Here is a 23,662-nt window from a genome sequence, read left to right as displayed (position 1 = left end):
TTCAGTTTTTTTCATGATGCTGTCGCAGCCTTGCGGTCCATGTCGTCGAGCCAGCCCTGGCGCAGCTCGGGTACCGAGCGGGCGAGCAGTTCGTAGTAGGGGTGGTGCGGCCCGCGCTCGTAGTCGCAGCGCGCCACCTGCGCCAGCTTGCGGCCGTGCTGCATGACGACGATCTCGTCGCATACCGCGCGCACCGTGTGCAGGTCGTGGCTGATGAACAGATAGGAGACGCCGAGCTCGCGCCGGAGCTCCGCCATCAGGTCCAGCACCGCCGCGGCGACGACGGTGTCGAGCGCGGAGGTCACCTCGTCGCAGAGGATCAGGTCCGGCTCGGCCGCGAGCGCGCGCGCGAGGTTCACGCGCTGCTTCTGCCCGCCCGAGAGGCCGCCCGGCAGGCGCCCGGCCACCGAGTGCGGCAGCTGCACGAGATCCAGCAGTTCGCGGATGCGGCGCTTGAGCGGCTCGCCGCGCAGGCCCTTGTAGAACTCGAGCGGGCGCGCCAGGATGCGCTCGATGGTCTGCGAGGGATTGAGCGCGGTGTCGGCCATCTGGAACACGATCTGGATGCGGCGCAGATCGTCGCGCTCGCGCTCCTGCAGCGTCGGCTTGAGCTCGCGGCCGCGGAACAGCACGCTGCCGTGGCTGGGCTTGAGCAGGCCGGCCACCGCCCGCGCCAGCGTGGTCTTGCCCGAGCCCGACTCGCCGATCACGCCGATCGCCTGGCCGCGGTGGAGCTTGAGGTCGATGTCCTGCAGGATCGGCATGGCCGGACGCCCCTGCGCATCCACCGGGCCGTAGCCGGCCGAGAGCTGCTGCACATGGAGCAGCAGCTCGGGGTCGTCGTTCGCCGCCTTGCCCGATTCGCGCGTCACCGGCCGCGCCGCGGCCAGCAGGCACTTCGTGTACTCATCGGCCGGTGCGGCGAGGATCTGTCCGGTGGCGTTCAGCTCGCGCATCCGGCCGTCGCGCAGCACCAGGATGTGGTCCGCCATCTGCGCGACCACGGCGAGATCGTGGCTCACGTACACCGCGGTGGCGCGGCGCTCGCGCACCACGCGGCGGAAGGCGCGCAGCACCTCGATCTGCGTCGTCACGTCGAGCGCGGTGGTCGGCTCGTCGAGGATCACGAGCTCGGGGTCGCCGATCAGCGCCATCGCCGCCATCAGCCGCTGCAGCTGGCCGCCGGAGACCTGGTGCGGATAGCGCGCGCCGATAGTTTCCGGATCGGGCAGCGCCAGCTCGCGAAACAGCTGCACCGCCTTCGCCTCCGCCTCGGCCCGCTTGCACAGGCCGTGGATGACGGTCGGCTCGACCACCTGGTCCATGATCGTGCGCGAGGGATTGAAGGAGGCGGCCGCGCTCTGCGCGATGTAGGAAACCGTGCGGCCGCGCAGCGCGCGCTGCTGCGCCGCATCGAGCGCCAGCACGTCGGTGTCGCCGATCTGCACCCGGCCGGTCGAGATGCGGCAGCCGTGGCGCGCATAGCCCATCAGCGCCAGTGCGGTGGTGGTTTTGCCGGAGCCCGACTCGCCGATCAGCGCCAGCACTTCGCCGGGCTGCACGGAGAAGCTCAGGTTGTCGACCAGCGTACTGGCGCCGGCGCAGATGCTCAAGTTATTGACGATCAGGGGTGCGCCCATATCAGTGGCTCCTGTTTGCGCCGGGAACACCGCGGAACCGGCTTTGCCGGGCCGCTGGTGTTGCCCCCGGCGAGGGGGGTGGCGTAGCGACACGAAGTGCGCGCAGCCTGGGGGAGAGCTTCATCGTGCTCCTCGTTCGCGGGCGGTGCGGCCCGGCAGGTTGTCGATGACGAGATTGACCGCGATGGTCAGGCTCGCGATGGCCAGCGCCGGCACGATCACCGAGGCACCGCCCATGGCCAGCGCGCCGATGTTCTCGCGCACCAGCGAGCCCCAGTCGGCCACCGGCGGCTGGATGCCCAGGCCGAGGAAGCTCAGGCTCGCCAGCAGCAGCACGACGTAGACGAAGCGCAGGCCGAGGTCGGCCAGCATCGGCCCGACGATGTTGGGCAGGATCTCGCGCAGCATGATGTAGAGCGTGCCTTCGCCGCGCGTGCGCGCCACGGTCACGTAGTCGAGCGCGTTGATGTTGACCGCCAGCGAGCGCGCCATGCGGTAGGCGCCCGGCACGTAGATGATGGCCGCCGTGACCACCAGCATCGGCACCGAGGAGCCGAAGCCCGCCACCATGATGAGCGCGAACATCTTGCTCGGGATCGCGGTCAGCGTGTCGAGGCCGCGGCTCAGCACCGCATCGATCCAGCGGCCGCTGGCCGCGGCCAGCAGCGCCAGCGTGATGCCGGTGCCGCTCGCCAGCAGCGTGGCCAGCAGCGCGACGCCGATCGTGTAGCGCGCGCCCTGGATGATGAGCGCCAGCATGTCGCGGCCGAGGTAGTCGGTGCCCAGCCAGTGCGTCGCGCTGATCGGCGCGAAGACGTTCGATCCGCCCATGGCCGCCGGGCTGTGCGACAGCAGCCAGGGCCCGAGCAGCGCCGCGAGCAGCCAGAACAGCAGCACCGCGAGGCCGAGCAGGCCGGAGGCGCCGAAGCCGGTGAGCCGGCGCAGCGGACCGCCCCGGCGCTCTTGCGGCGGCGGCGCCAGGGAAGCCGTGGCGCTCACGACCGTTGGAGAGGTGGAGGTTTCCATGGTGCTTTCCTCAACGGTGCCGCAGCCGCGGGTTGGCGAGGATGCCGCAGATGTCGGCCGTCGTCACCAGGATCAGGTAGGCGCAGCAGAAGATCATGGCGCAGGTCTGCACCAGCGGCATGTCGCGCTGCGAGACGCCGTCGACCATCAGCTTGGCAATGCCCGGATAGTTGAAGATGGTCTCGACGATGATCACGCCGCCGAGCAAGTACGACAGGCTCAGCGCCACGGCGTTGGCGATCGGCCCCACCGCGTTGGGCAACGCATGCGCCAGCACCATGCGCATCGGCGAGGCGCCCTTGAGCCGCACCATCTCGATGTAGGGCGCCTCGAGCTGGTCGATCACCGCGGCGCGCGTCATGCGCATCATCTGCGCCACGATCACGCAGCACAGCACCAGCACCGGCATGGCGAAGGCACGCAGCATCTGGCCGACCGACTCGATGTCGTTGACGAAGGAGAGCGCCGGCAGCCAGCGCAGCTTGACCGCGAACACCAGCACCGCCAGCGTCGCGACCAGGAACTCCGGCACCGACACCACGCCCACCGCCGTCGTCGAGGCGGCGCGGTCGAACCAGGAGCCGCGCCACACCGCCGAGGCGATGCCGAGCGCCAGCGCGATCGGCACCGAGAACAGCGCGGTGACGGCGGCCAGCAGCAGCGAGTTGGGCAGCCGGCTGGCGACCAGCTCGGCCACCGGCATCTGCGTGGTCGCCGAACGGCCGGGGTCGCCCTGCACCATGCCGAGCAGCCACTTCGCGTAGCGCTCGGGTGCCGGCACGTCCAGGCCCATCTGGGCGCGCAGCGCGGCCACCGCCTCGGGCGTGGCGTCCTGGCCGAGCTGTTCCTGCGCGGCATCGCCGGGCAGCACCGCGGTGATCGAGAAGACGATCACCGACACCGCGAGCAGCGAAACCAGCGCCAGCGCGATGCGCTGCGCCAGAAGCTTCAGGATCACTCCATTCATATCAATGACTCCATCGCCCTACGGGCAAAGCGACCCATGCTCTCGAGCCCGGCGAAGCCGGGGCCGTTCGGGAAACACCGCGGAACCGGCTTTGCCGGGCTGCTGGTGTTGCCCCCGGTGAGGTTGACGGCTACACGAAGTGAGCAAGCCTGGGGGAGAGCTCATGCCTCCAGCCATACGTTCTCGGCGAAGTTGTAGCCCATCAGGCCGCCCAGGGGGATGGGCGACAGGCCCTTGAGCTTGGAGGTGTGGCCGTCGATGCTCGCAAGGAACAGCGGGATGCCGATGCCGGCGTCCTGGTGGATCATGGTCTGCATGTCGGCATACATCTGCTTGCGCTTGGCGAGGTCGGTCTCTGCGCGCGAAGCCAAGAGCAGCTGATCGAACTTCTCGCTCTTCCAGCGCGACTCGTTCCAGGCCGCACCCGACTGGAAGAACTGCGTGAGCAGCACATCGGCGCTCGGACGCGGATTGACGTTGCCGAAGCCCACGTGGCTATTGAGCCAGTGGTTCGACCAGTAGCCGTCGGCCGGCATACGCTTGATGTCGATCTCCAGTCCGGCGCGCTGCGCCGTCTGCTGCAGCATCAGCGCCATCTCTACCGAGTAAAGCGCCGCCGGCGAAGCCACCATCGGCACCTTGCCCGTAACGCCCGACTTCTGCAGGTGGAACTTGGCCTTGTCCAGGTCGAAAGGGCGCTGCGGCAGGCCGGCGAAGTGGAAGCGGTTGGTCGGGTCGATCGGCTGGTCGTTGGCGACCACCGCGTAGTCGAGCGCGATGGTCTTCTTCATCTGCTCGCGGTCGAACAGGTGCTTCATGCCGAGCACGAAGTCCGGGTTGGCGCCGGGGCCCACGTCCTTGCGCATCACGAGGTCGGAGTACTGGCCGGACTGGGTGACGAAGATCCCGAAGCCGGGCGTCGCCTTCACGCGCTCGACCGAGCGCGGGTTGACCGAGCCCACCAGGTCCATGCCGCCGGAGAGCAGCGCATTGACGCGCGCGCTCTCGTCGCCGATGCCCACGAATTCGATCTCGTCGAGGTAGGGCTTGCCCGGCTTCCAGTAGGCGTCGTTGCGCACCATCAGCGAACGCACGCCGGGCTTGAATTCCTTGAGCTTGTAGGGGCCGGTGCCGATGCCGGCGTTGAAGTCGGTGGTGCCTTCCTTGACGATGTGGAAGTGGAAGGTGCCCAGGATCACCGGCAGGTCGGCGTTCGGCGCGCTCAGCACCACCGTCACCTCGTTGGGGCCGCTGGCCTTGACGCTTTCGATCTGGTCGGCAAGCACCTTGGCCTTCGACGCCGTGGCCGGGTCCTTGTGGCGCATCACCGAGAACACGACGTCGGCCGGCGAGAGCGCCTTGCCGTCGTGGAAGGTCACACCCTTGCGGAGCGTGAAGACCCAGGTCTTGGCGTCCTTGGTCGTGAACGATTCGGCCAGCGCGGGCTGCGGCGTCAGGCTGCCGTCCAGCGAGGTCAGGCCGTTGTAGATCATGTTGCCGCGCGAGTAGTCGGTTTGGTTCGACTGCTTGGCGGGGTCGAGCGTGTCGGTCGCGGCGGCGGTTGCGCCGGCCACGCGGATGCGGCCGCCCTTTCTCGGCGTCTGCGCATGGGCGGACATCGCTGCGCCCGCGATGCCGCCGGCCAGCGTGGCCTGCATGCCGCCGGCCATCAGCATCGCGAGGATGTCGCGCCGCGTGGCGCCACGCCGGAGCGATTCCATCACGCGAAGGCTTTCGCCGGGGCCGACGAGGTTTTCGAAGCTCTTGTGGCTGCTGTCGTTCATGGTGGGTGCTCCTGGTGAAGCTTGTGGTTGAAGAAAACGGGACAAAAAACGCAGGGGCTCGCGGGGCGTCAGGCCATCCGGTCCTTGAGCCTGTAGTAGAGGCCCACCGCCGGCAGGAACCACGGCGGGCCGAAGTGACCAGGGATGGCGGGCCAGTCGTGGTCGCGCCAGGGGTTGGCGTTCGCGTCGCCGTCCATCACGGCGGCCATGCGCTCGCCCATGTGGACCGACATCTGCGTGCCGTGGCCGCTGTAGCCCATCGCGTAATAGAGGCCGTCGCGCTCGCCGGCATGCGGCAAGCGGTCCTGCGTGATGTCGACCAGCCCGCCCCAGCAGTAGTCCAGCCGCACGGAGGCCAGTTGGGGGAAAGTGCGAGCCAGGCCCGCGCGCAGGATTTCGCCGCTCGCGGCATCCGATTGCGGGCTGGAGATCGCGAAGCGCGCACGTCCGCCGAAGACCAGCCGGTGGTCGGCGGTGAGCCGGAAGTAATGGTGGATGTTCGCCACCGTCACGTAGGTTCGCCGGGCCGCGAGCAGCGCCTGCGCACGCTCGGCGCCCAGCGGCTCGGTGACCACGATGAAGCTGCCGATCGGCACGATGCGGCGGCGCAGCCAGCCGAAGCTGCCATAGCCGCCGTGGCGCGTGGCGCCGGTGGCCAGCAGCACCTGCTGCGCGCTGACGGTGCCGCGCCCGGTGTGCAGCTTGTGTGCATGGCCGTGGCCGAGGCGCTCGAGGCGCTGCACGCCGGTTGCAGTGTGGATCTGTGCGCCGTTGCGCTGTGCGGCTGCGGCCAGGCCGTGCGCGAAGCGGCCCATGTGCATCTGGCCGCTGCGCTTGTAGAGCAAGCCGCCATGGAACTGCTCGCTCTGCACTTCGGCGCGCACGCGCCCCGCGTCGAGGATCTCGACATCGGTGTCGACGCCGTCGCCGATCAGCCGTTCGGCGCTGCGCTCCAGTGCAGCCATCTGGTTCGTCCGCGTGGCGAGCTTGAGCTTGCCGTGGCGCAGGAAGTCGCAGGCGATCGCTTCCTCGCGCACCAGCCGCTCCACCGTGTCCACCGCGTCGTCATAAGCGCGGTACCAGGCGCGGGCGCGTTCGACACCGAACTTCGCGGCCACCTCGGCATAGTCCACCGCCAGCCCGTTGTTGACATGGCCGCCGTTGCGCCCAGAGGCCTCGGCCGCCACGCGCTCGCCGGCCTCCAGCACCACCACCTTGGCGCCGCGCTTCGCCAGCGCCAGCGCCGCCGACAGGCCCGTGAAGCCGCCGCCCACGATCGCGACATCGACCTGCGCCGGCAGCTCGCACGAGCGCGGGACGAAGGCGGGCGCCGAATCGGTCCAGTAGGAGTCGAGCTTCATGGCGTGCGGCAGGTGGAGGAAATCAGAGGGAAATCAGAGGCCGACGACGCCCGGCAGGCCGCCGATGTCCTTGATCTCGACGTAGCGGTAGGCCGGGTTGCCCGGGCCGTGGCCGCGGTTGACGAACACCTTGTTGACGATGCCCAGGTCGTCCGCCGACATCAGGTCGTAGCGCAGGCTGGAGGACACGTGCAGCACGTCCTCGGGGTTGCAGTCCAGCGAGTCGAGCATGTACTCGAAGGCCTGCAGCCGCGGCTTGTAGGCCTGGGCCTGCTGCGCGGTGTAGACGCGGTGGAAAGGCGCGCCGAGCATCGCCACGTTCTTCTGGATCTGGTTGTCCGACGCGTTCGACAGGATCACCAGCGGGATCTCCTTCGCGATCTTGGCCAGGCCGGCGGGCACGTCCTCGTGCGGACCCCAGGTGGGCACCGCGTCGTAGTACTTCTGCGCCTCTTGGTCGAGGTACTGGATCTTCCACTTACGACACAGGCGCCGCAGCGCGTTCTTCAGCACCACCTCGTAAGGCTGCCAGTCGCCCAGCACCTCGTCGAAGCGGTAGGCGGTGAAGTCGGCGATGAACTGCTCCATGCGCTCGGCCGGGATGCGGTCGGCGAACATGTCGCGCGCCATGTCGCCCATGCGAAAGCGCGTGAGGGTGCCGTAGCAGTCGAAGGTGATGTACTTGGGACGGAAGGTCATGATGGTCTCGGGTCCTTAGGTGGCAAATGCGACAAGTTCATTACGAAGCGATTGCAGCACGCACAAGCGCTGGGGATGTAGGGAAATGGGGTGCCTGGCGCACGAAAGCTGCGGTTTCGAGGGGGTGCGGCGGCATGCCATGCCATGCGCCCTCTATGCGTGCAGCGATGCACCTTCATGGCCAGATGCACGCACGAACGGACTGATTCAGGAGCACCGCGGAACCGGCTTTGCCGGTCCGCTGGTGTTGCCTCCGGCGAGGGGTTGGCGGCCACGCGAAGTGGGCAAGCCTGGGGGAGAGCTTCATACTGAGAAGTCGATAAGCACGCTTTTGAAGCGCAGGTTGGCCTCGACCGCCTGGCGGCCCAGGTCCTTGCCGATGCCCGACTGGTGGTAGCCGCCGGTCGGGATGACGAAGTCGGCGCTGCGCCCGTAGCGGTTGATCCAGACGGTGCCGGCGGAGATGCCGCGCATCGCGCGCAGGGCCCGGCCGATGTCGGCGGTGTGCACCCCGGAGGCCAGGCCGTAGTGTTCGTGGGCGGCCAGCGCCAGGCCTTCCTCCTCGTCGGCGAAGGTCTGCACCGTGAGCACCGGTCCGAAGATCTCTTCCTGCACCGCCGGGTTGGCCGCGTCCACGCCCTCGATCAGCGTGGGCCGGAAGTAGGCGCCGCCGGCGCCGCCTTCGAACAGGCCACCGCCGCAGCGCATGCCGCCGCCGGCCTCGCGCGAGCGATCGACGATCTCCTGGATGCGCCCGGCCTGCAGCGCCGAGATGATCGGCGGCAGCGTGGCCGCGTCGTCCCAGGTCGGGCCGGGGCGCAGCGCTTCGAAGCGCGCGGCGATGCGCTCGACCAGCGCATCGGCGATGCCCCGCTGCACGATCAGCCGCGAACCGGCCACGCACACCTGCCCCGCGTTGCCGGTGATGGCGCCGGCGACCATGCCGGCCAGGCGCTCCACGTCGGGCGCATCGTCGAACACCAGCTGCGGGCTCTTGCCGCCCAGCTCCAGCGTCACCGGCTTGGGGCCCGTCAGGGCGCAGGCCGCCATGATGGCGGCGCCCGTGCGGGTGGAGCCGGTGAAGGTCATCTTCGAGATCAGCGGGTGCCGCGAGAGCGCATCGCCCGTGGTGCGGCCATCGCCCTGCACGACGTTGAAGAAGCCGGGCGGCACCCCGGCCTCGACGGCCAGCTCGGCCAGCCTGAGCGCGGAGAAGGGCGTCAGTTCGGAGGGCTTGAGTACCACCGCGTTGCCGGCAGCCAGCGCGGCGCCGACCTTCCACGACATCATGACGAGCGGGAAGTTCCACGGCGTGATCGCGCCGACCACGCCGTAGGGCTCGGCCACCACCATGCCCAGATGGTCGTGGCGCGTGGCCGCGACCTCGCCGCCGAGCTTGTCCGCGTACTCGGCGAAGAAGCGCAGGCCTTCGGCCGTGAACGGAACGTCCCAGGCGATCGCGTCGCGCACCGGGCGCGTGGAGCACACGGCTTCCAGCGGGCCGAGCCGCGCCGCGTCGGCCTCGATCAGGTCGGCCCAGCGGCGCAGCACCCGCGCGCGTTCGCGCGGCGCGCGGCGCGCCCAGTCGCTCGCGCGCCAGGCGCTCCAGGCATCGCGCACGGCAGCGTCGACCGTGTCTGCATCGGCCAGCGGAAGCTCGGCATGCACTTGGCCGTCGGAGGGCCGCTGCACGACCATGCGGCCGGCATCGGGGACGAGGCGTCCGCCGATGAAGTGGCCCGAGGGCACGTGGATCTGTCGCGGGTCGAAGACTTGCATGATGGACTTTCGATGGAAATCTGTCGCCGAAACGGGAGCTCGCGAAACGGCGCTCGATGCTAGGCAGGTTGGCGCGGCATTTGTGTGCGTAAGCGCGCGCGCTGCCGCATCGAATTGCGAAACCCGGGGCCTGGACAGGCGAAGCTTGCAAGTTGCGGCGAAGCGCGAATTGGGTCTGGCGAAAGGCGCGGATGTCGTCCAAGATGACCTGCCTTTTCGCTGCACAAAGACCTTCCCGATGCCTGCTCAGACACCGAATGCACCTGCTCTCGACGGCGTGGTGCTGCGACCGATGACCGCCGCGGACCTGCCGCTCGCTCATGCGCTGACGGCCGAGCTGCGCTGGCCGCACCGCCCCGCCGACTGGGAGCAGGTGTTCGCGCATGCCGAGGGTATCGTCGCCGAGCGCGACGGCGAGCTCGTCGCCACCGCGCTGCGCTGGCGCTGGGGCGAGCGTCACGCCACCATCGGCCTGGTGATCGTGGCGCCGGCCTGCCAGGGTCGCCGCCTCGGCCACCGGCTCATGAGCGCGCTGCTCGAAGGCCTGGACGCGCACACGGTGCTGCTGCATGCGACCGCCGACGGGCGCGGCCTGTACGAACGGCTGGGCTTCGTGCGTACCGGCGAGCTGCGCCAGCACCAGGGCACGGCGCAGCCGGCGCCGCTGATCGCGCTGCCGTCCGGCTGGCGGCTGCGGCCGGCCGGCCAGCACGAGGCGCCGGCGCTGCAGGCCCTCGATGCGGCGGCGCGCGGCATGCCGCGCGGGGCGCTGATCGATGATCTGCTGGCCAGCGCCGACGCCTGCGTGGTGCTCGACCATGACAACGAGCCGCGCGGCTTCGCGATGCTGCGCCGCTTCGGGCGCGGGCATGCGATCGGCCCCGTGGTCGCGCCGGACGTCGAAGGCGCGAAGGCGCTGATCGCGCATCTCTCCGGATTGAACGCCGGCCATTTCACGCGCATCGACATCGACTTCGCGAGCGGGCTGGCCGAATGGCTGGAGAGCATCGGCCTCTTGCGCGTGGACGCGCCGACGACGATGGTGCGCGGCGCGCCGCTTGCCGTGCCGCCGGGCGGGCCGGCGCTGTTCGCGATCGTGACCCAGGCCCTCGGTTGACGGCATGGGCGCGACCACCTTCCTCTACAAGTCCGACCCGGTGCGCGGCCGCCAATGGGCCGAGGTGTTCCGGCGCCGCGCGCCCGAGATCGACTTCCGCATCTGGCCCGACATCGGCGATGCCGCGCAGGTGCGATTTATTGCGGCCTGGGATCCGCCGGAGGATCTGGCCGAGCGCTTTCCGAATCTCGAGCTGCTGTTCTCCTCCGGCGCAGGCGTGGACCAGTTCGACTTCGAGGCGTTGCCGCCTGCATTGCCCGTGGTGCGCATGGTGGAGCCCGGCATCGTGCGCGGCATGGTGGAGTACGTGACGCATGCCGTGCTCGGCCTGCATCGCGACATGCCGCGCTACCGTCGCCAGCAGCAGCAGGGCCAGTGGCGCCCGCTGCCGGTGCGGCCCGCGGGCGAGCGGCGCATCGGTGTGCTCGGGCTCGGCTCGCTCGGCCAGGCCGTGCTGGCGCAACTCGTCGGCCTGGGCTTCGATTGCGCGGGATGGAGCCGCTCGCGGCACGCAGTCGACGGCGTGCAATGCCATGCGGGCGCGGACGAGCTGCAGTCCTTCCTCGCGCGTACCGAGATCCTCGTGTGCCTGCTGCCGCTCACCGATTCCACGCGCGGCTTTCTCGATGCACGGCTGTTCTCGATGCTGCCCGAAGGCGCGAGCCTGGTGCATGTCGGCCGCGGCCCGCAGCTGGTCGAGGCCGATCTGCTGACCGCGCTCGAAGGCGGCCAGATCGGCGATGCCGTGCTCGACGTGACCGACCCCGAGCCGCTGCCGCAGCAGCATGCCTTCTGGCGTCATCCGAACATCCAGCTCACGCCGCACATCGCGAGCATGACGCAGCCGCTGAGTGCGGCAGAAGCGGTGCTGGACAACCTGCGCCGCTTCGAGGCCGGCGAACCGATGATCGGGCTGGTCGATCGCGCGCGGGGGTATTGAAGCGCCCGCGCTGCCCGCAACGGCACGCGATCCGGACAGTATGATTCCGGCCCCAAGCCTGCCATGCTTCTGCGCCGCCTACTGATCCGACTTCTGTTGCTGGCCGTGTTCTTCAACACGGTCGTCGGCATGCCTGCGCACGAAGCAGGGCATCTGCAGGAGCCCGCGGCTGCGGTGACGGCACTGTCGGCCCCGCTGGCGGACGAAGACGCCGATGCCTCGGAGCATGGCAGCGAGGCTCACGGCGCGTGCGCGTGGTGTCTCGCCTTTGCGCATCTGGGCATCGCGCCCGCATCGTTGCCGGCCGTGCATGCATTGGCCGCGCAAGCCGGCCTTCCGCGGCCGCATGCACCGGGGACCTTCGTCCCCAGCCCCGGCCGTTGGCCCTTCGCCTCGCGCGACCCGCCTCACGCCGTCTCCTGAAGCCCGCCGCTGCGGCGGCGCCTTCGCTCGCTCAGCAGTCCCGCCGCCCGGCGTGAAGTCACGCGCCACGGGCGGCGCGTGTCCGGCCCTTGCCGGGCTCGCCGCTGCGCCCCTCTTTTTTGCCTTGCCGAGTCTCCTCATGATTTCCATTCAACGCCCGGGGCCCAGCGCGCCCCTTCCCCTGGCCCTCGCGGCCGCAGCGCTGTTCGCCGGCCCTGCGATCGCCCAGTCTTCCGCAGCCGGCTCCGAGGCCGCCCAGCTGTCCACGGTCGAAGTGGTCGGCCGCACCGAGTCCGGCGCCTATCACGCCGACGAAGCCGCCGGCGCCAAGACCGACCTGCCGCTGCGCGAGCTGCCCCAGTCGGTGCGCATCGTCACGCGCCAGGCCATCGACGACCTCGGCGCGACCAAGCTCGACGACGTGCTCGACTACGTCGGCGGCGTCTCGCGCCAGAACAGTTTCGGCGGCCTCTGGGACAACATCGCCATCCGCGGGCTGCCGGGCAACGAGAGCACCGGCATGGCGACGCTGCTGAACGGCTTCTCCTCGAACCGGGGCTTCAACGCCCCGCGCGATCTGGCAGGTGTCGAACGCATCGAGTTTCTCAAGGGGACGGCGGCTGCGCTCTACGGCAGCAGCGAGCCCGGCGGCACGCTCAACATCGTGTCCAAGCGGCCGCTCTGGAAGGCGGCCCATTCCGTCGAAGGCTATGTCGGCAGCTACGGCCAGAAGCGCGGCGCGTTCGACAGCACCGGGCCGATCGGCGAGAACTTCGCCTACCGCCTCAACGTCGCGGTGGAAGACCGCGACAGCTTCCGCGACCACGTGAGCGCGGAGCGCGGCGTGATCGCGCCGGCTTTCACGTGGAAGCTCGGCCGCGACACCGTGCTGGAGTACTCGGGAGAGCTCCTGCGGCACGCCACGCCGCTCGACCGTGGCGTGGTCGCAGTCAACAACCGCCTCGGCGCGATCCCGCGCAGCCGCTTCCTGGGCGAGCCCGCCGACGGCAAGGTGACGGTGGAGAACCAGACCCACCAGTTCATCCTGTCGCACGAATGGAACCCCACGTGGCGCAGTCGGCTGGGCCTGTCCTACCGCGAAACGTCGGTGAACGGGTTCTCGACCGAGGCGGCGGCCCTGCGCGCCGACAACGCAACGCTCACGCGCCAGCGGCGCTTCCGCGACTTCGACTCGGACGACATCGCCTTGCAGGCCGAGCTGCAAGGCAACGTGAAGACCGGCGCCATCGAGCACGAGTTGCTATTCGGCCTCGAGACCTTCCGCTTCAGCATGGACTCGCTCATGCTGCGGGCCAATCCGACGACGGCACGGCCGTATGCGATCAATATCTACAACCCGGTCTACGGCCAGGCCCAGCCGGTGCCTGGGCGCAACACCGACAGGCTGGAGCACCAGCGCAACACCGCGCTCTACGTGCAGGACGCAATCAAGCTCGCGCCCGAATGGCGCCTGGTCGCCGGCGTGCGCGCGGACAACTACCGCCAGTCGCTCGAGGACCGCATCGCCGGCACCACCGCCCGCCAGCAACCGTCGTCGAGCTCGCCGCGCATCGGCCTCGCCTGGCTGCCGACGCCGCAATGGACTTTCTATGCGAACGCCGGCCGCTCGTTCCGACCCAACGTCGGCGCGGACTTCGCGGCGCAGGGCTTCGAACCGGAAACCGGCCGCGCCCTCGAGCTCGGCACCAAGTGGGAGAGCGCGGACCGGCGCATGGGTGCGACCGCCGCGCTGTTCGACATCCGCAAGCGCAACGTGCTGACAGCCGACCCGGTCAACAGCGGCTACCAGGTCGCCGCCGGCGAGATCCGCAGCCGCGGCCTCGAGTTCGACTTCGCCGGCCAGCTGACGACCAACTGGCGCCTCAATGCCAGCCTGGTGCTCAACGACGTGGAGATCACGAAGGACAACATGTTCGAAGTGGGCGGGCGCCTGCTCAACGTCCCCCGTGTCAATGGCAGCGTGCTCGCGGTCTACGAGAACGCGTTCGCCAACGGGCAGCGCTATGGCATCGGCGGCGGCGTCACGCACGTGGGCAAGCGGCTGGGCGAGGCCCGCACGCAGGCCGAAGCCGTTGCCGCGACGCCCGCCTTCGATTTGCCGAGCTACACCACCGCGAAGCTGGTCGCCTACTGGCGCATCAACCCAAGCCTGCGCGCGACGCTGGATGTCGACAACCTGTTCGACACCACCTACTACACCAGTTCCTACAGCCGCCTCTGGGTGGCGCCGGGCACGGCGCGCACCATCACCGTCGGCCTGCAAGCCAAGTTCTGAACGCGAGCGGAATGCAAGCCATGCCCTTGACCGACCTCTCGCCGCCGCGCGCCACGGCCGCGCCCCATCCCGCCCTCGAAGCCGCCGGCGTGGTCGCCGGCTACGGCGGGCGCACCATCCTGCACGGCTTGGACCTCACGGTCGGAGCCGGTGAGATCTACGCGCTGCTGGGTGCCAACGGCGCCGGCAAGACCACCACGCTGAGCCTGTTCCTGGGCTTCGTGCAGCACCGGCGGGGTCGCGTGCGCGTGAACGGCGCCGACCCGGTGGGCGACCCGACGGCCGCGCGGCGCCAGCTCGCATACATCCCCGAGAACGTGGCGCTCTACGAGCATCTGAGCGCGCGCGAGAACGTGGCCTACCTGCTCGACCTCGCGGGCCAGCCCGCCACCGCGCAGGCCGTCGACGAGGCGCTGGCGGCCGCCGGCCTGGACGCCGCGGCGCACGGACGGCGCGTGTCGGGGTTTTCCAAAGGCATGCGCCAGAAGGTGTCGATTGCGCTGGCGCTGGCGCGCAAGGTGCCGGCGCTGCTGCTCGACGAGCCCACCTCCGGCCTCGACCCGCAGGCCACGGCCGAATTCAACCGCCTGCTGGGGCTGCTGCGTGCGCAGGGGGTGGCCATCCTCATGGTCACGCACGATCTGCTCAGCGCCGCCGACGTGGCCGATCGCATCGGCTTCATCGATGGCGGACGGCTGGTCGAAGAAGTCGCAGCGAGCGGCTCGGAGCGCTTCGACGTGCGGGCGCTGCATCGGCGCTACGCCGGCCAGGAGGCGCAGCGATGAGCGCCGTACTGAGCATCGCGCGCGAGGAATGGCGCCTGCTGCGGCGCGACCGCGTGGCCGTGCTCGGATTGAGCTTGCTGCTGCTGTTGACGGCCGTGGCCGCATTCACGGCCTGGGAACAGCGCCGCAGCACGGACGCCGAGCGCGCGCGCCACCAGGCGCAGGTGGACCACGAGTTCGAGGCCCAGCCCGACCGGCATCCGCACCGCATGGTGCACTACGGGCACTTCGTGTTCCGGCCGCTGAACCCGCTGGCGGCTTTCGATTCCGGAGTGGAGGCCTACACCGGCCACACGCTCTTCCTCGAGGGACATCGGCAGAACAGCGCCAACTTCGGCGATGTGCGGCAGTCTTCGCTGCTGCTGCGCTTCGGCCAGCTCACGCCGGCCTTCGTGCTGCAGGTGCTGGCACCGCTGCTGCTCATCTTCGCGGGCCATGCGGTCCTGGCGCGCGAGCGCGAGTCGGGCACGCTGCGCATTCTGCTGGCCCAGGGCGTTCGACCGCGGCACATCGTGGCGGGCAAGCTGCTGGCCCTCTGCGGGGTGGCCGCGCTGGTGCTGCTGCCGGCGCTGCTGGCGCTGACCTGGATCGGCGCCGCAACACGAGCCCCCGCCAGCCTGGCGGCCGTGCTGGCGGCGGGCTACGGGCTGTGGCTGCTGATCTGGGCCGTCGGCATCGTCGGCCTGTCGGCGTGGTTCGCGCGCGGGCGCGACGCGCTCGTGGCATTGCTGGCAGTGTGGGCGGTCAGCGTCGTGCTCGTGCCGCGCCTGGCGCCCGAACTCGTGGCCTCGTCGCTGGCACTGCCCACGCGCTTCGAGACCGACATCGCGGTGGCGCGCGACCTGGCGGCGCTGGGCGACAGCCACGACCCCGACGACCCCTATTTCGCCGGCTTCAAGAAGAAGGTGCTCGCCCAGTACGGCGTCTCCCGCGTGGAAGACCTTCCGGTCAACTACAAGGGCCTGCTCGGCATGGAGGGCGAGCGGCTGACCAGCGCGCTCTTCGAGCGCTACGCCGACGCCGGCTTCGAGCGCCAGGACGCACAGTTGCGCCGCGTCGACGGCTTCGCATTGCTGAGCCCCGTGATCGCGCTGCGCCGCCTGTCGATGGCCGCCGCAGGCACCGACCTGCAGAACTACCGCCGCTTCGTCGAGCAGGCCGAGCACCATCGCTATCGACTGGTGCAGGAACTCAACCGGCTGCAGGCCGAGAAGCTCAGCTTCGCGGACGACCGTTCCAGCCGCGACAGCCGCATCAGCCACGCGCACTGGCACGACTTCGCCGGCTTTCGCTTCGAAGGCGCATCGCCCGGCGAGGCGTTGCGCCGTGCGGCGCCTGCCGCAGGTGTGCTGCTGCTCTGGCTGGCGGCGCTGGCGGGCCTGTTGCGGCTGGCGACGCACCGTCTGGGAAGGGTCACGCGATGAGCTGGCTCGCCCACGAATGGCGCCTGCTGGTGCGATCGCGACTGGTTCTGACTGCGCTGGCTTTGCTGTTGGTGCTGACGGGACTGGCTGTGCTGTCGGGCACGCGCGAGGTCGCGCGCCAGCAGCAGACGATTGCGCGCCTGGCCGGGCTGCAGCAGCAGGATCTGGCGTCGCAGGCGCGCAAGTACGCCGCCGGCGGCGATGCCGGCTCCGCCGCCTACTACACCTTCCACGGCACCTGGGATGCGCCATCTGCCACGGCCTTCCTCGCCCTCGGGCTGCGCGACGCCGCACCCTATGTGCTGCGCGTGCGCGCGCTGGCGCTGCAGGCTCAACTGCACGAAGGCGAGAGTTTCAATCCCGAACTGGCACTGGCCGGACGCTTCGACTTCGCTTTCGTGCTGGTGTACCTGGCGCCGCTGTTCCTGATCGCCTTGTTGTACGACCTGGTGTCGGGCGAGCGCCGGTCTGGCCGGCTGGGGACGCTGCTGGCCATGCCCGGCGCCGGCCGACGCCTGTGGCTGCGCCGTGCAGGCCTGCGCGCGGCGCTGGTTTTCGGCTGCCTCGTGCTGCCTGTGCTGGCCGGCGCGCTGGCGAACGGCACCGCGTTGACGGCCCTGGCCATGGCAGTGCTGGTCACAGCCGCCTACCTGGCGTTCTGGAGCGGCCTGGCGCTGATCGTGGCGACACGAAGTGGAAGCTCCGCCGCCAACGCAACGGCACTCATGGGCTGCTGGGCGGTGCTGACCCTCGTCCTGCCCACCATCGCCAACGCCGCGCTTGCGCGCGCCGTGCCGGTGCACCAGGGCGTGGAGTTGATGCTGGCGCAGCGCCAGGCCGTGCATGGCGCGTGGGACCTGCCGCCGGAGGCCACGATGGAGAAGTTCTTCCGCACGCATCCCGAATGGAAGCACACCGCGGCGCTGCCTTCCGGCTTTCACTGGAAGTGGTACTACGCCTTTCAGCAGCTCGGCGACGAGAGCGTGGCGCCGCAGGTGGCGGCTTACCGCGAAGGCTTGCTCGCGCGCCAACGCTGGACCGCACGCCTGGGTTGGCTGCTGCCGGGCGTCGGCGTGCAGGCCGCGCTGCATCGCCATGCCGATACCGACTTGCAGGCGCAGCTCGCGTATCAGGAGCGCATTGCAGATTTCCACGCGCAGTTGCGGGCCTACTACTACCCGTACTTGTTCAACGAAGTGCGCTTCGGTCCCCGCGACTTCGCCGCCCAGCCGCGCTTCAGCCCGCCGGTCCGTTCGGCGCAGACACCTGTGGGCCAATTGCTGGGACTGGTGCTGATGGGCGCATTGGCCTTGGTGCTGGGCGCGGCCGCAACCGGTCGCGTGCGCCCGATGTGAAGGCGCCCATGACGCATGCACGACGGCAGGATCTGCTGTAGCGGCTCGCACAACCGCAGCCTGCTTTGTGCAAGGGCCTCAAAGCAGCACCCGCGCGAAGGGCGCGCGGCCTAAGCTTTTGGACATCCAAAGGCCAGACCTCCGCCCCTCCATGACACACCCCACCGCATTGCCCCACCAAGCCGCGCTCGACGCCATCGACCGCGCGCACCTGATCCATCCCGTCTCGCCCTGGCGCGTGCACGAAGAGCGCGGCCCGACCGTGCTCGCCTCGGGCCGCGGTGCGTGGCTCACTGATGCGAGCGGCCACGAGCTGCTCGATGCGTTCGCCGGCCTCTGGTGCGTGAACGTGGGCTACGGGCAGGAGAGCGTGGTGCAGGCCGCGGCCGAGCAGATGCGCCGCCTTCCCTATGCCACGGGCTACTTCCACTTCAGCAGCGAGCCGGCCATTCGCCTGGCCGAGAAGCTGGTGCAGATCACGCCCGCGTCGCTGACCCGCGTGTACCTGACGCTCGGCGGCTCCGAGGCGATCGACGCCGCGGTGCGCTTCATCGTGCAGTACTACAACGCGATCGGCCAACCGTCGAAGAAGCAGTTCATCGCGCTGGAGCGCGGCTACCACGGCTCCTCGTCCACCGGTGCCGGCCTGACCGCATTGCCCGCCTTCCACCGCGGCTTCGATCTGCCGCTGCCCACGCAGCACTACATCCCTTCGCCCTACGCCTACCGCCGTGCGGACGGCGGCGATCCGCAGGCGCTGATCGCCGCCTCGGTGGCGGCGCTGCGCGCCAAGGTGGCCGAGCTGGGCGCGGACAACGTGGCCGCCTTCTTCTGCGAGCCGATCCAGGGCTCGGGCGGCGTCATCGTGCCGCCCAAGGGCTGGCTGAAGGCGATGCGCGAGGCCGCGCGCGAGCTCGGCATCCTCTTCGTCGTCGACGAGGTCATCACCGGCTTCGGCCGCACCGGCCCGATGTTCGCGTGCGAGGCCGAGGGCGTGGAGCCCGACCTGATGACCATGGCCAAGGGCCTGACCGCCGGCTACGTGCCGATGGGCGCGACGATGATGTCGGAGCAGGTCTATGCCGGCATCGCCGACGGCGCGCCGGCCGGCGCATCGGTCGGCCATGGCGCAACGTATTCGGCGCATCCGGTCGGCGCCGCGGTCGCGCTCGAGGTGCTGCGCCTGTACGGAGAAGGCGGAGTGCTCGCCAACGGCCAGCGCGGCGCGGCCCACTTCTCGGCCGGGCTGGACGCGCTGCGCACTCACCCGCTGGTGGGCGACGCGCGCCATCGCGGCCTGCTGGGCGCCCTGGAGCTGGTGAGCGACAAGGCGAGCAAGCGCGGCTTCGATCCGGCGCTGGGCTTGTCCGAGCGCATCTTCGCTGCGGGCTATCGCAACGGCCTGGTGTTCCGCTCCTTCGGCGACCACATCCTCGGCTTCGCGCCGGCGCTCACCTTCACCGAGGATGAGTTCGCGCAGATGTTCGCGCGCTTGAAGAAGACGCTCGACGAGGTGCTCGACGCGTCCGATGTCCGCGCCGCACTGGCGGCCTGAGCGAAGCCCGCGCACCGCCGTCGCAACTCCATCGAGACAGACGCAGAATCGGGCTCTCTTCGTTTTTTTGTCGCCGCCATGTCAGAAGCCTTCAAGATCGACCGACTCGACCTGCGCATCCTGGCGCAACTGCAAAAGAACGGACGCATGACCAACGTGGACCTCGCGGACGCGGTGGGCCTGTCGCCCAGCCCCTGCCTGATCCGCGTGAAGCGGCTGGAGCAGGCCGGCTACATCGCCGGCTACGGCGCCCACCTGCGGCTCGAGAAGCTCGGCGACACGCTGACCGTGTTCACCGAGGTCACGCTGCAGGATCACCATCGCGAGGATTTCGTGCGCTTCGAGGCCGCCATCCGCGAGGTCGACGAAGTACTCGAGTGCCACCTGGTGAGCGGCGGCTACGACTACCTGCTGCGCTTCCTGACGCGGGGCGTGAACCACTACCAGGAAGTGATCGAGGAACTGCTCGAACGCAACATCGGCATTGCGAAGTACTTCAGCTACATCGTCATCAAGTCGCCCTTCATCAAGACGCACTGTCCGATCGAGCGGCTGTTTCCCAACCAGCGCTGACTGGCGCATTCGTTCCGTCCATGCCCGACATCCCGCCTCGCTCCCAGCCGCCTGCCCGCTTCGTGCGGCTGGCCGAAACCGACCGACCCGCGATCGCGCTGCAGATCGACGGCCAAGCGGCCAGCGCACTGGCCGGCGATACCTTGCTCGTCGCGCTGCTCAGCAACGGCCGGCGTGTGCGCGACAGCGAGTTCGGCGACGGGCCGCGCGCCGGCTTCTGCCTGATGGGCGCCTGCCAGGACTGCTGGGTGTGGACGCCGGCTGGCGAGCGGCTGCGCGCCTGCTCGACGGCTGTCGAGGCGGGCATGTCGGTGCTCACCCGGCCGCCCGCGGCCCACTGGCCCGTGACGCCCGACCTGCAGCAATTGCTGGCGCGCACTGCCGCGGAAGCCGTGCGATGAGCGCGGCGCTTGCGTCTTCGCCGCGCGTCGTCGTGGTCGGCACCGGTCCAGCGGGCGTGCGCGCCGCGCAGGCGCTCGTGCGCGCTGGCGTGCGGCCCGTGGTGGTGGACGAAGGGCGCCGCGACGGCGGACAGATCTACCGCCGCCAGCCCGAGGGCTTCAAGCGCCCCTACGCCAAGCTCTACGGCAGCGAGGCCGCGAAGGCGCAGGCGCTGCACCAGGACTTCGATGCGCTGCGCGACCACATCGACTACCGCGGCGAGACGCTGGCCTGGAACCTGACCGAGGGCGCGCTGCATGTCGTCCATGCCGGCGAGCCGCAGATACTGCCCTTCGACGCCCTGCTGGTATGCAGCGGCGCGACCGACCGGCTGATGCCCGTGGCGGGCTGGCACCGCGCCGGCTGCTACAGCCTGGGCGCTTCGCAGATCGCGCTCAAGGCGCAAGCCTGCGCAATCGGCTCGCGCGTGGTCTTCCTGGGCAGCGGCCCGTTGCTGTACCTCGTGGCGTCGCAGTACGTGCAGGCCGGCGCGCAGGTGGCGGCGGTGCTCGACACCGCGCCGGCCGCCAAGCCCTGGGGCGCCGTGCGCGGACTGCTCGCGCGCCCGCGGCTCGCGCTGCGCGGGCTCGGGCTGATCCGCGGGCTGCGCCGCGCGGGCGTCCCGGTGCTGCAGGGCGTGGCACCGCTCGCCATCGACGGCGACGACAACCAGGGCGTGCAGGCCGTGGCCGTGCGCGATGCCCGCGGGCGCGAGCAGCGCTTCGCATGCGATGCCGTCGGCCTCGGCTGGCACCTGCGCGCCGAGACGCAGCTGGCCGATCTTGCGCGCTGCGAGTTCGACTTCGAACCCGTGAGCCGACAGTGGTTGCCGCGCATCGATGCCGATGGCCGCAGCAGCACGCGCGGCGTGTACCTCGCGGGCGACGGCGCGCGCATCCTCGGCGCCGACGGTGCCGAGGCCGCAGGCCGGCTCGCGGCGCTCGCGGCACTGGCCGATCTCGGCCATGCGCCGGGCCGTGCGCTCTACGACGCCGAGTTCACCGCGCTGCGCCGCACGCTGGCGCAAATGGACCGGTTCCGCGAAGGCCTGGCGCTGGCCTTTCCCTGGCCGCATGCGCAGGCCGCCCAATTGCCCGACGAGGCGGTCGTGTGCCGCTGCGAGGCCGTCACGGCCGGAGAGCTGCGCCGCTGCGTGACCGAGATGGACAGCCAGGAGGTCAATCGCGCCAAGGCCTTCAGCCGCGTCGGCATGGGGCGCTGCCAGGGTCGCTTCTGCGGCCATGCATCGGCGGAGATCGTGGCGCAGGCGAGCGGCGTGCCGGTGCAGCGGGTGGGACGCCTGCGTTCGCAGGCACCGGTCAAGCCATTGATGATGAGTACGCGCGAGGTGAGCCCATGAGCGAAGCCACCCATAGCGACGTGCTGGTGCTCGGAGGCGGCCTGATGGGCGCCACTGCCGCCTTCTTCCTGCGTCGGCAGCACGGCCTGACGGTCACGCTGCTCGAGCGCGAGCTCGTGGGCCGGCAGGCCAGCGGCACCAACTTCGGCAACGTGCGCCGCCAGGGCCGCGTGCTGGAGCAGATCCCGCTGGCCAACCGGGCGGTCGGCGTCTGGGGCCGGGTGAAGGAACTGCTCGGCGAAGACCTCGAGTTCGTGCGCCACGGCCACCTGCGCGTCTGCTACACCGAGAAACAGGCCGCAGTGCTCGAGCAGCACGTCAAGGACGTGAAGCCGCTGGGCCTCGACCTGGAAATTTTCAGCGCCGCGCAGCTGCGCAAGCGCTGGGGCATCTTCGCGCCCGAGGTGGTGAGCGGCTCGTTGTCGCCGAACGACGGCCATGCCAACCCGCGCCTGGCCGGACCGGCCTTCGCGCGCGCGGCGCGGCGCGCGGGCGCGAACATCGTCGAGCATGCCGAGGTGATGCAGGTGGAGCGGGACGGCGCGGGCTTCGTCGCGCACACTGCGGACGGCCGGCGCTTTCGCGCGCCGCAGCTGCTCGTGGCCTGCGGCGCCTGGTCGAACCGCATGGCCAAGCAATTCGGCGAACCCGTGCCGATGGAGGCACGCGGTCCGCAGATGGGCGTGACGGAGCCGCTGCCTTATGCGATCGGCCCGTCGATCGGGGTTTCCTCGCCGATCGAGCTGGAGGGGCTGTACTTCCGCCAGATCTCGCGCGGCAACATCGTCTTCGGCGGCGGCTTCAAGGGCCCGGCCGACATCGACCGGATCCGCGCCTACGTCAAGCCCGACAACATACTGCGCCAGATGCGCGAGCTGCGCCGCCTGGTGCCGGCCTTCGCCCATGTGCAGCTGATCCGCGTATGGAGCGGCATCGAGGGCTATATCGCCGATTGGCAGCCGGTGATGGGGCCGAGCGCCCGCGTGCCGGGCCTGCACTACGCCTTCGGCTTCTGCGGCGAGGGCTTCGCGATCAGCCCCGGCGTGGGAGAGACCATGGCCGAGCTGATCGCCACCGGCCACACGTCGATACCGATCGAGAGCTTCTCGATCGCGCGCTTTGCAGCGGCTTCGGAGAGAAGGGCGGCTTGAAGGGGAGGGTCCGGCAGATTCGCCGGGCCCCGGGCGCGAGGGAGGCCTGCGTGCTTGACCTGGTGAGAGACCTGCCGGGAAGTCATTTCATCACCGGCCGCTGCCCCCTGCGCAGGCGCGCGGCAGTGCCGCACACCCGATGAGAACCGCGAAGCGACCGCCGGATGAAGGCGATCGCGTCAGCTCAGAGGCCCACCAGCGCCGGCAGGCCGCCGATGTCGGAGATCTCGGTCGTGCCGTAGGCCGGGACGCCGGGTTCGTGGTTGCGATTGACGAAGGCCTTGTCCTTGATGCCGACGTCGCGGGCGGACATGTGGTCATAGCGCATCGATGACGACACATGCAGGAAGTCTTCGGGCTTGGCGTTCAAGCAGCCGATCATGTATTCGAAGGCGCGCAGGCGGGGCTTGTAGGCCTTGGCCTGCTGCGCCGTATAGACCCGGTGGAAAGGCACGCCGAGCAGCTTCACGTTGTGCACGAGCTGCGCGTCCATGGCGTTCGAGATGATGACCAGCGGGATCTTGTCCGCGATCTTGGTGAGGCCCGCGGTCACGTCCGGGTGCGGACCCCAGGTGGGAACGGCGTTGTAGATCTCCGAGACGTCGGCCTCGCGGAACGGCACACCCCAGCGGTTGCAGGTGCGCAGCACCGATTTGTAGACGACGTCGTAGTAGGGCTGCCAGTCGCCCAGCACCTCGTCGAGCCGGTAGGCGGCGAAGTCCTTGCAGAACTGTTCCATGTCTTCCGGCTTGACCCGCTCGGCGAAGAGCTTGCGCGCCATCGGCGCCATCTGGAAGTTGGTGAGCGTGCCGTAGCAATCGAAGCTGATGTACTTGGGCCGGAAGGTGATGGTCATGGAAGCTCCTTTGGAATATTCGAATCACGACATTGGGATGGAACTATCGTAGGCAGTGCGCTCCCGGGTCCGGTACCGAATTGGCCTTCCGAATCGGGAGGCTGAACCTTTTTTCGCCAGGGTTTCGGCA

At 69.8% G+C, this 23,662-nt stretch carries 20 protein-coding genes; 12 read left to right on the top strand and 8 right to left on the bottom strand.

From position 1 onward, the window contains the following. Positions 1-11: 11 nt before the first annotated feature. The 7 genes from EJI01_RS12980 to EJI01_RS12950 all read right to left on the bottom strand — a co-directional run bounded on the left by EJI01_RS12980 (position 12) and on the right by EJI01_RS12950 (position 9,256). Positions 12-1,640 carry an ABC transporter ATP-binding protein gene (locus EJI01_RS12980; protein ID WP_126837555.1) on the bottom strand — a complete coding sequence of 543 codons (1,629 nt, stop codon included), beginning with the start codon at positions 1,638-1,640 and terminating at the stop codon, positions 12-14. A gap of 120 nt (positions 1,641-1,760) precedes the next feature. Then, positions 1,761-2,666: an ABC transporter permease gene (locus tag EJI01_RS12975; protein ID WP_126837554.1), complete on the bottom strand. Its 906-nt coding sequence runs from the start codon at positions 2,664-2,666 to the stop codon at positions 1,761-1,763. A gap of 10 nt (positions 2,667-2,676) precedes the next feature. Next, positions 2,677-3,633 (bottom strand): ABC transporter permease, encoded by a 957-nt coding sequence (locus EJI01_RS12970; RefSeq protein WP_126837553.1) that lies wholly within the window; start codon positions 3,631-3,633, stop codon positions 2,677-2,679. 161 nt (positions 3,634-3,794) lie between these two features. After that, on the bottom strand, positions 3,795-5,417 hold the full coding sequence (locus EJI01_RS12965) for an ABC transporter substrate-binding protein (protein ID WP_126837552.1): 1,623 nt from the start codon (positions 5,415-5,417) through the stop codon (positions 3,795-3,797). 68 nt (positions 5,418-5,485) lie between these two features. Next, complete coding sequence (locus EJI01_RS12960) at positions 5,486-6,778, bottom strand: NAD(P)/FAD-dependent oxidoreductase (protein WP_126837551.1); 1,293 nt, start codon at positions 6,776-6,778, stop codon at positions 5,486-5,488. Between the two features lie 33 nt (positions 6,779-6,811). Further along, on the bottom strand, positions 6,812-7,477 hold the full coding sequence (locus EJI01_RS12955; protein ID WP_126837550.1) for a haloacid dehalogenase type II: 666 nt from the start codon (positions 7,475-7,477) through the stop codon (positions 6,812-6,814). A gap of 303 nt (positions 7,478-7,780) precedes the next feature. Next, positions 7,781-9,256 (bottom strand): aldehyde dehydrogenase family protein, encoded by a 1,476-nt coding sequence (locus EJI01_RS12950; protein WP_126837549.1) that lies wholly within the window; start codon positions 9,254-9,256, stop codon positions 7,781-7,783. 238 nt (positions 9,257-9,494) lie between these two features. Here EJI01_RS12950 and EJI01_RS12945 point away from each other — a divergent pair, with 238 nt between their 5' ends. The 12 genes from EJI01_RS12945 (at position 9,495) to EJI01_RS12890 (ending at position 22,676) form a co-directional block, all read left to right on the top strand. Continuing rightward, positions 9,495-10,373 carry a GNAT family N-acetyltransferase gene (locus EJI01_RS12945; RefSeq protein WP_126837548.1) on the top strand — a complete coding sequence of 293 codons (879 nt, stop codon included), beginning with the start codon at positions 9,495-9,497 and terminating at the stop codon, positions 10,371-10,373. Positions 10,374-10,377: 4 nt separating this feature from the next. Then, a complete protein-coding gene (locus EJI01_RS12940) occupies positions 10,378-11,313 on the top strand; it encodes a 2-hydroxyacid dehydrogenase (RefSeq protein WP_126837547.1) in 936 nt (311 codons plus the stop codon). Positions 11,314-11,376: 63 nt separating this feature from the next. Beyond that, on the top strand, positions 11,377-11,736 hold the full coding sequence (locus EJI01_RS12935) for a DUF2946 family protein (protein ID WP_126837546.1): 360 nt from the start codon (positions 11,377-11,379) through the stop codon (positions 11,734-11,736). A 139-nt stretch (positions 11,737-11,875) separates the two neighbouring features. Beyond that, positions 11,876-14,032, top strand: coding sequence for a TonB-dependent siderophore receptor (locus EJI01_RS12930; protein WP_126837545.1), 2,157 nt, complete (start codon positions 11,876-11,878; stop codon positions 14,030-14,032). 20 nt (positions 14,033-14,052) lie between these two features. Next, positions 14,053-14,817 (top strand): ABC transporter ATP-binding protein, encoded by a 765-nt coding sequence (locus EJI01_RS12925; RefSeq protein WP_126837544.1) that lies wholly within the window; start codon positions 14,053-14,055, stop codon positions 14,815-14,817. Next, entirely contained in the window at positions 14,814-16,241 is a 1,428-nt protein-coding gene (locus tag EJI01_RS12920) for an ABC transporter permease (protein WP_126837543.1), read from the top strand. The genes EJI01_RS12925 and EJI01_RS12920 overlap by 4 nt, the downstream gene beginning before the upstream one ends. Continuing rightward, on the top strand, positions 16,238-17,596 hold the full coding sequence (locus tag EJI01_RS12915; RefSeq protein WP_126837542.1) for an ABC transporter permease: 1,359 nt from the start codon (positions 16,238-16,240) through the stop codon (positions 17,594-17,596). The genes EJI01_RS12920 and EJI01_RS12915 overlap by 4 nt, the downstream gene beginning before the upstream one ends. A 151-nt stretch (positions 17,597-17,747) precedes the next feature. After that, complete coding sequence (locus EJI01_RS12910; protein ID WP_126837541.1) at positions 17,748-19,151, top strand: aspartate aminotransferase family protein; 1,404 nt, start codon at positions 17,748-17,750, stop codon at positions 19,149-19,151. Between the two features lie 78 nt (positions 19,152-19,229). Continuing rightward, the gene (locus EJI01_RS12905) at positions 19,230-19,724 is read left to right on the top strand and encodes an Lrp/AsnC family transcriptional regulator (RefSeq protein WP_126837540.1); all 495 of its coding nucleotides are present in this window, start codon (positions 19,230-19,232) and stop codon (positions 19,722-19,724) included. A gap of 20 nt (positions 19,725-19,744) precedes the next feature. After that, positions 19,745-20,125: a (2Fe-2S)-binding protein gene (locus EJI01_RS12900; RefSeq protein WP_126837539.1), complete on the top strand. Its 381-nt coding sequence runs from the start codon at positions 19,745-19,747 to the stop codon at positions 20,123-20,125. After that, on the top strand, positions 20,122-21,525 hold the full coding sequence (locus tag EJI01_RS12895) for an NAD(P)/FAD-dependent oxidoreductase (protein WP_126837538.1): 1,404 nt from the start codon (positions 20,122-20,124) through the stop codon (positions 21,523-21,525). Before EJI01_RS12900 ends, EJI01_RS12895 begins: the two co-directional genes overlap by 4 nt. Then, on the top strand, positions 21,522-22,676 hold the full coding sequence (locus EJI01_RS12890) for an NAD(P)/FAD-dependent oxidoreductase (protein ID WP_126837537.1): 1,155 nt from the start codon (positions 21,522-21,524) through the stop codon (positions 22,674-22,676). The genes EJI01_RS12895 and EJI01_RS12890 overlap by 4 nt, the downstream gene beginning before the upstream one ends. 184 nt (positions 22,677-22,860) lie before the next feature. On the opposite strand, the gene EJI01_RS12885 is transcribed toward EJI01_RS12890, so the two are convergent. Further along, a complete protein-coding gene (locus tag EJI01_RS12885) occupies positions 22,861-23,526 on the bottom strand; it encodes a haloacid dehalogenase type II (protein ID WP_221885668.1) in 666 nt (221 codons plus the stop codon). Between the last annotated feature and the right edge of the window lie 136 nt (positions 23,527-23,662).

The sequence above is a fragment of the Variovorax sp. MHTC-1 genome, from assembly GCF_003984645.1.
Lineage (GTDB): Bacteria > Pseudomonadota > Gammaproteobacteria > Burkholderiales > Burkholderiaceae_C > Variovorax.
Note: the sequence above shows the minus strand (reverse complement) of the source record. Positions and strands in the feature narration are given on the sequence as shown.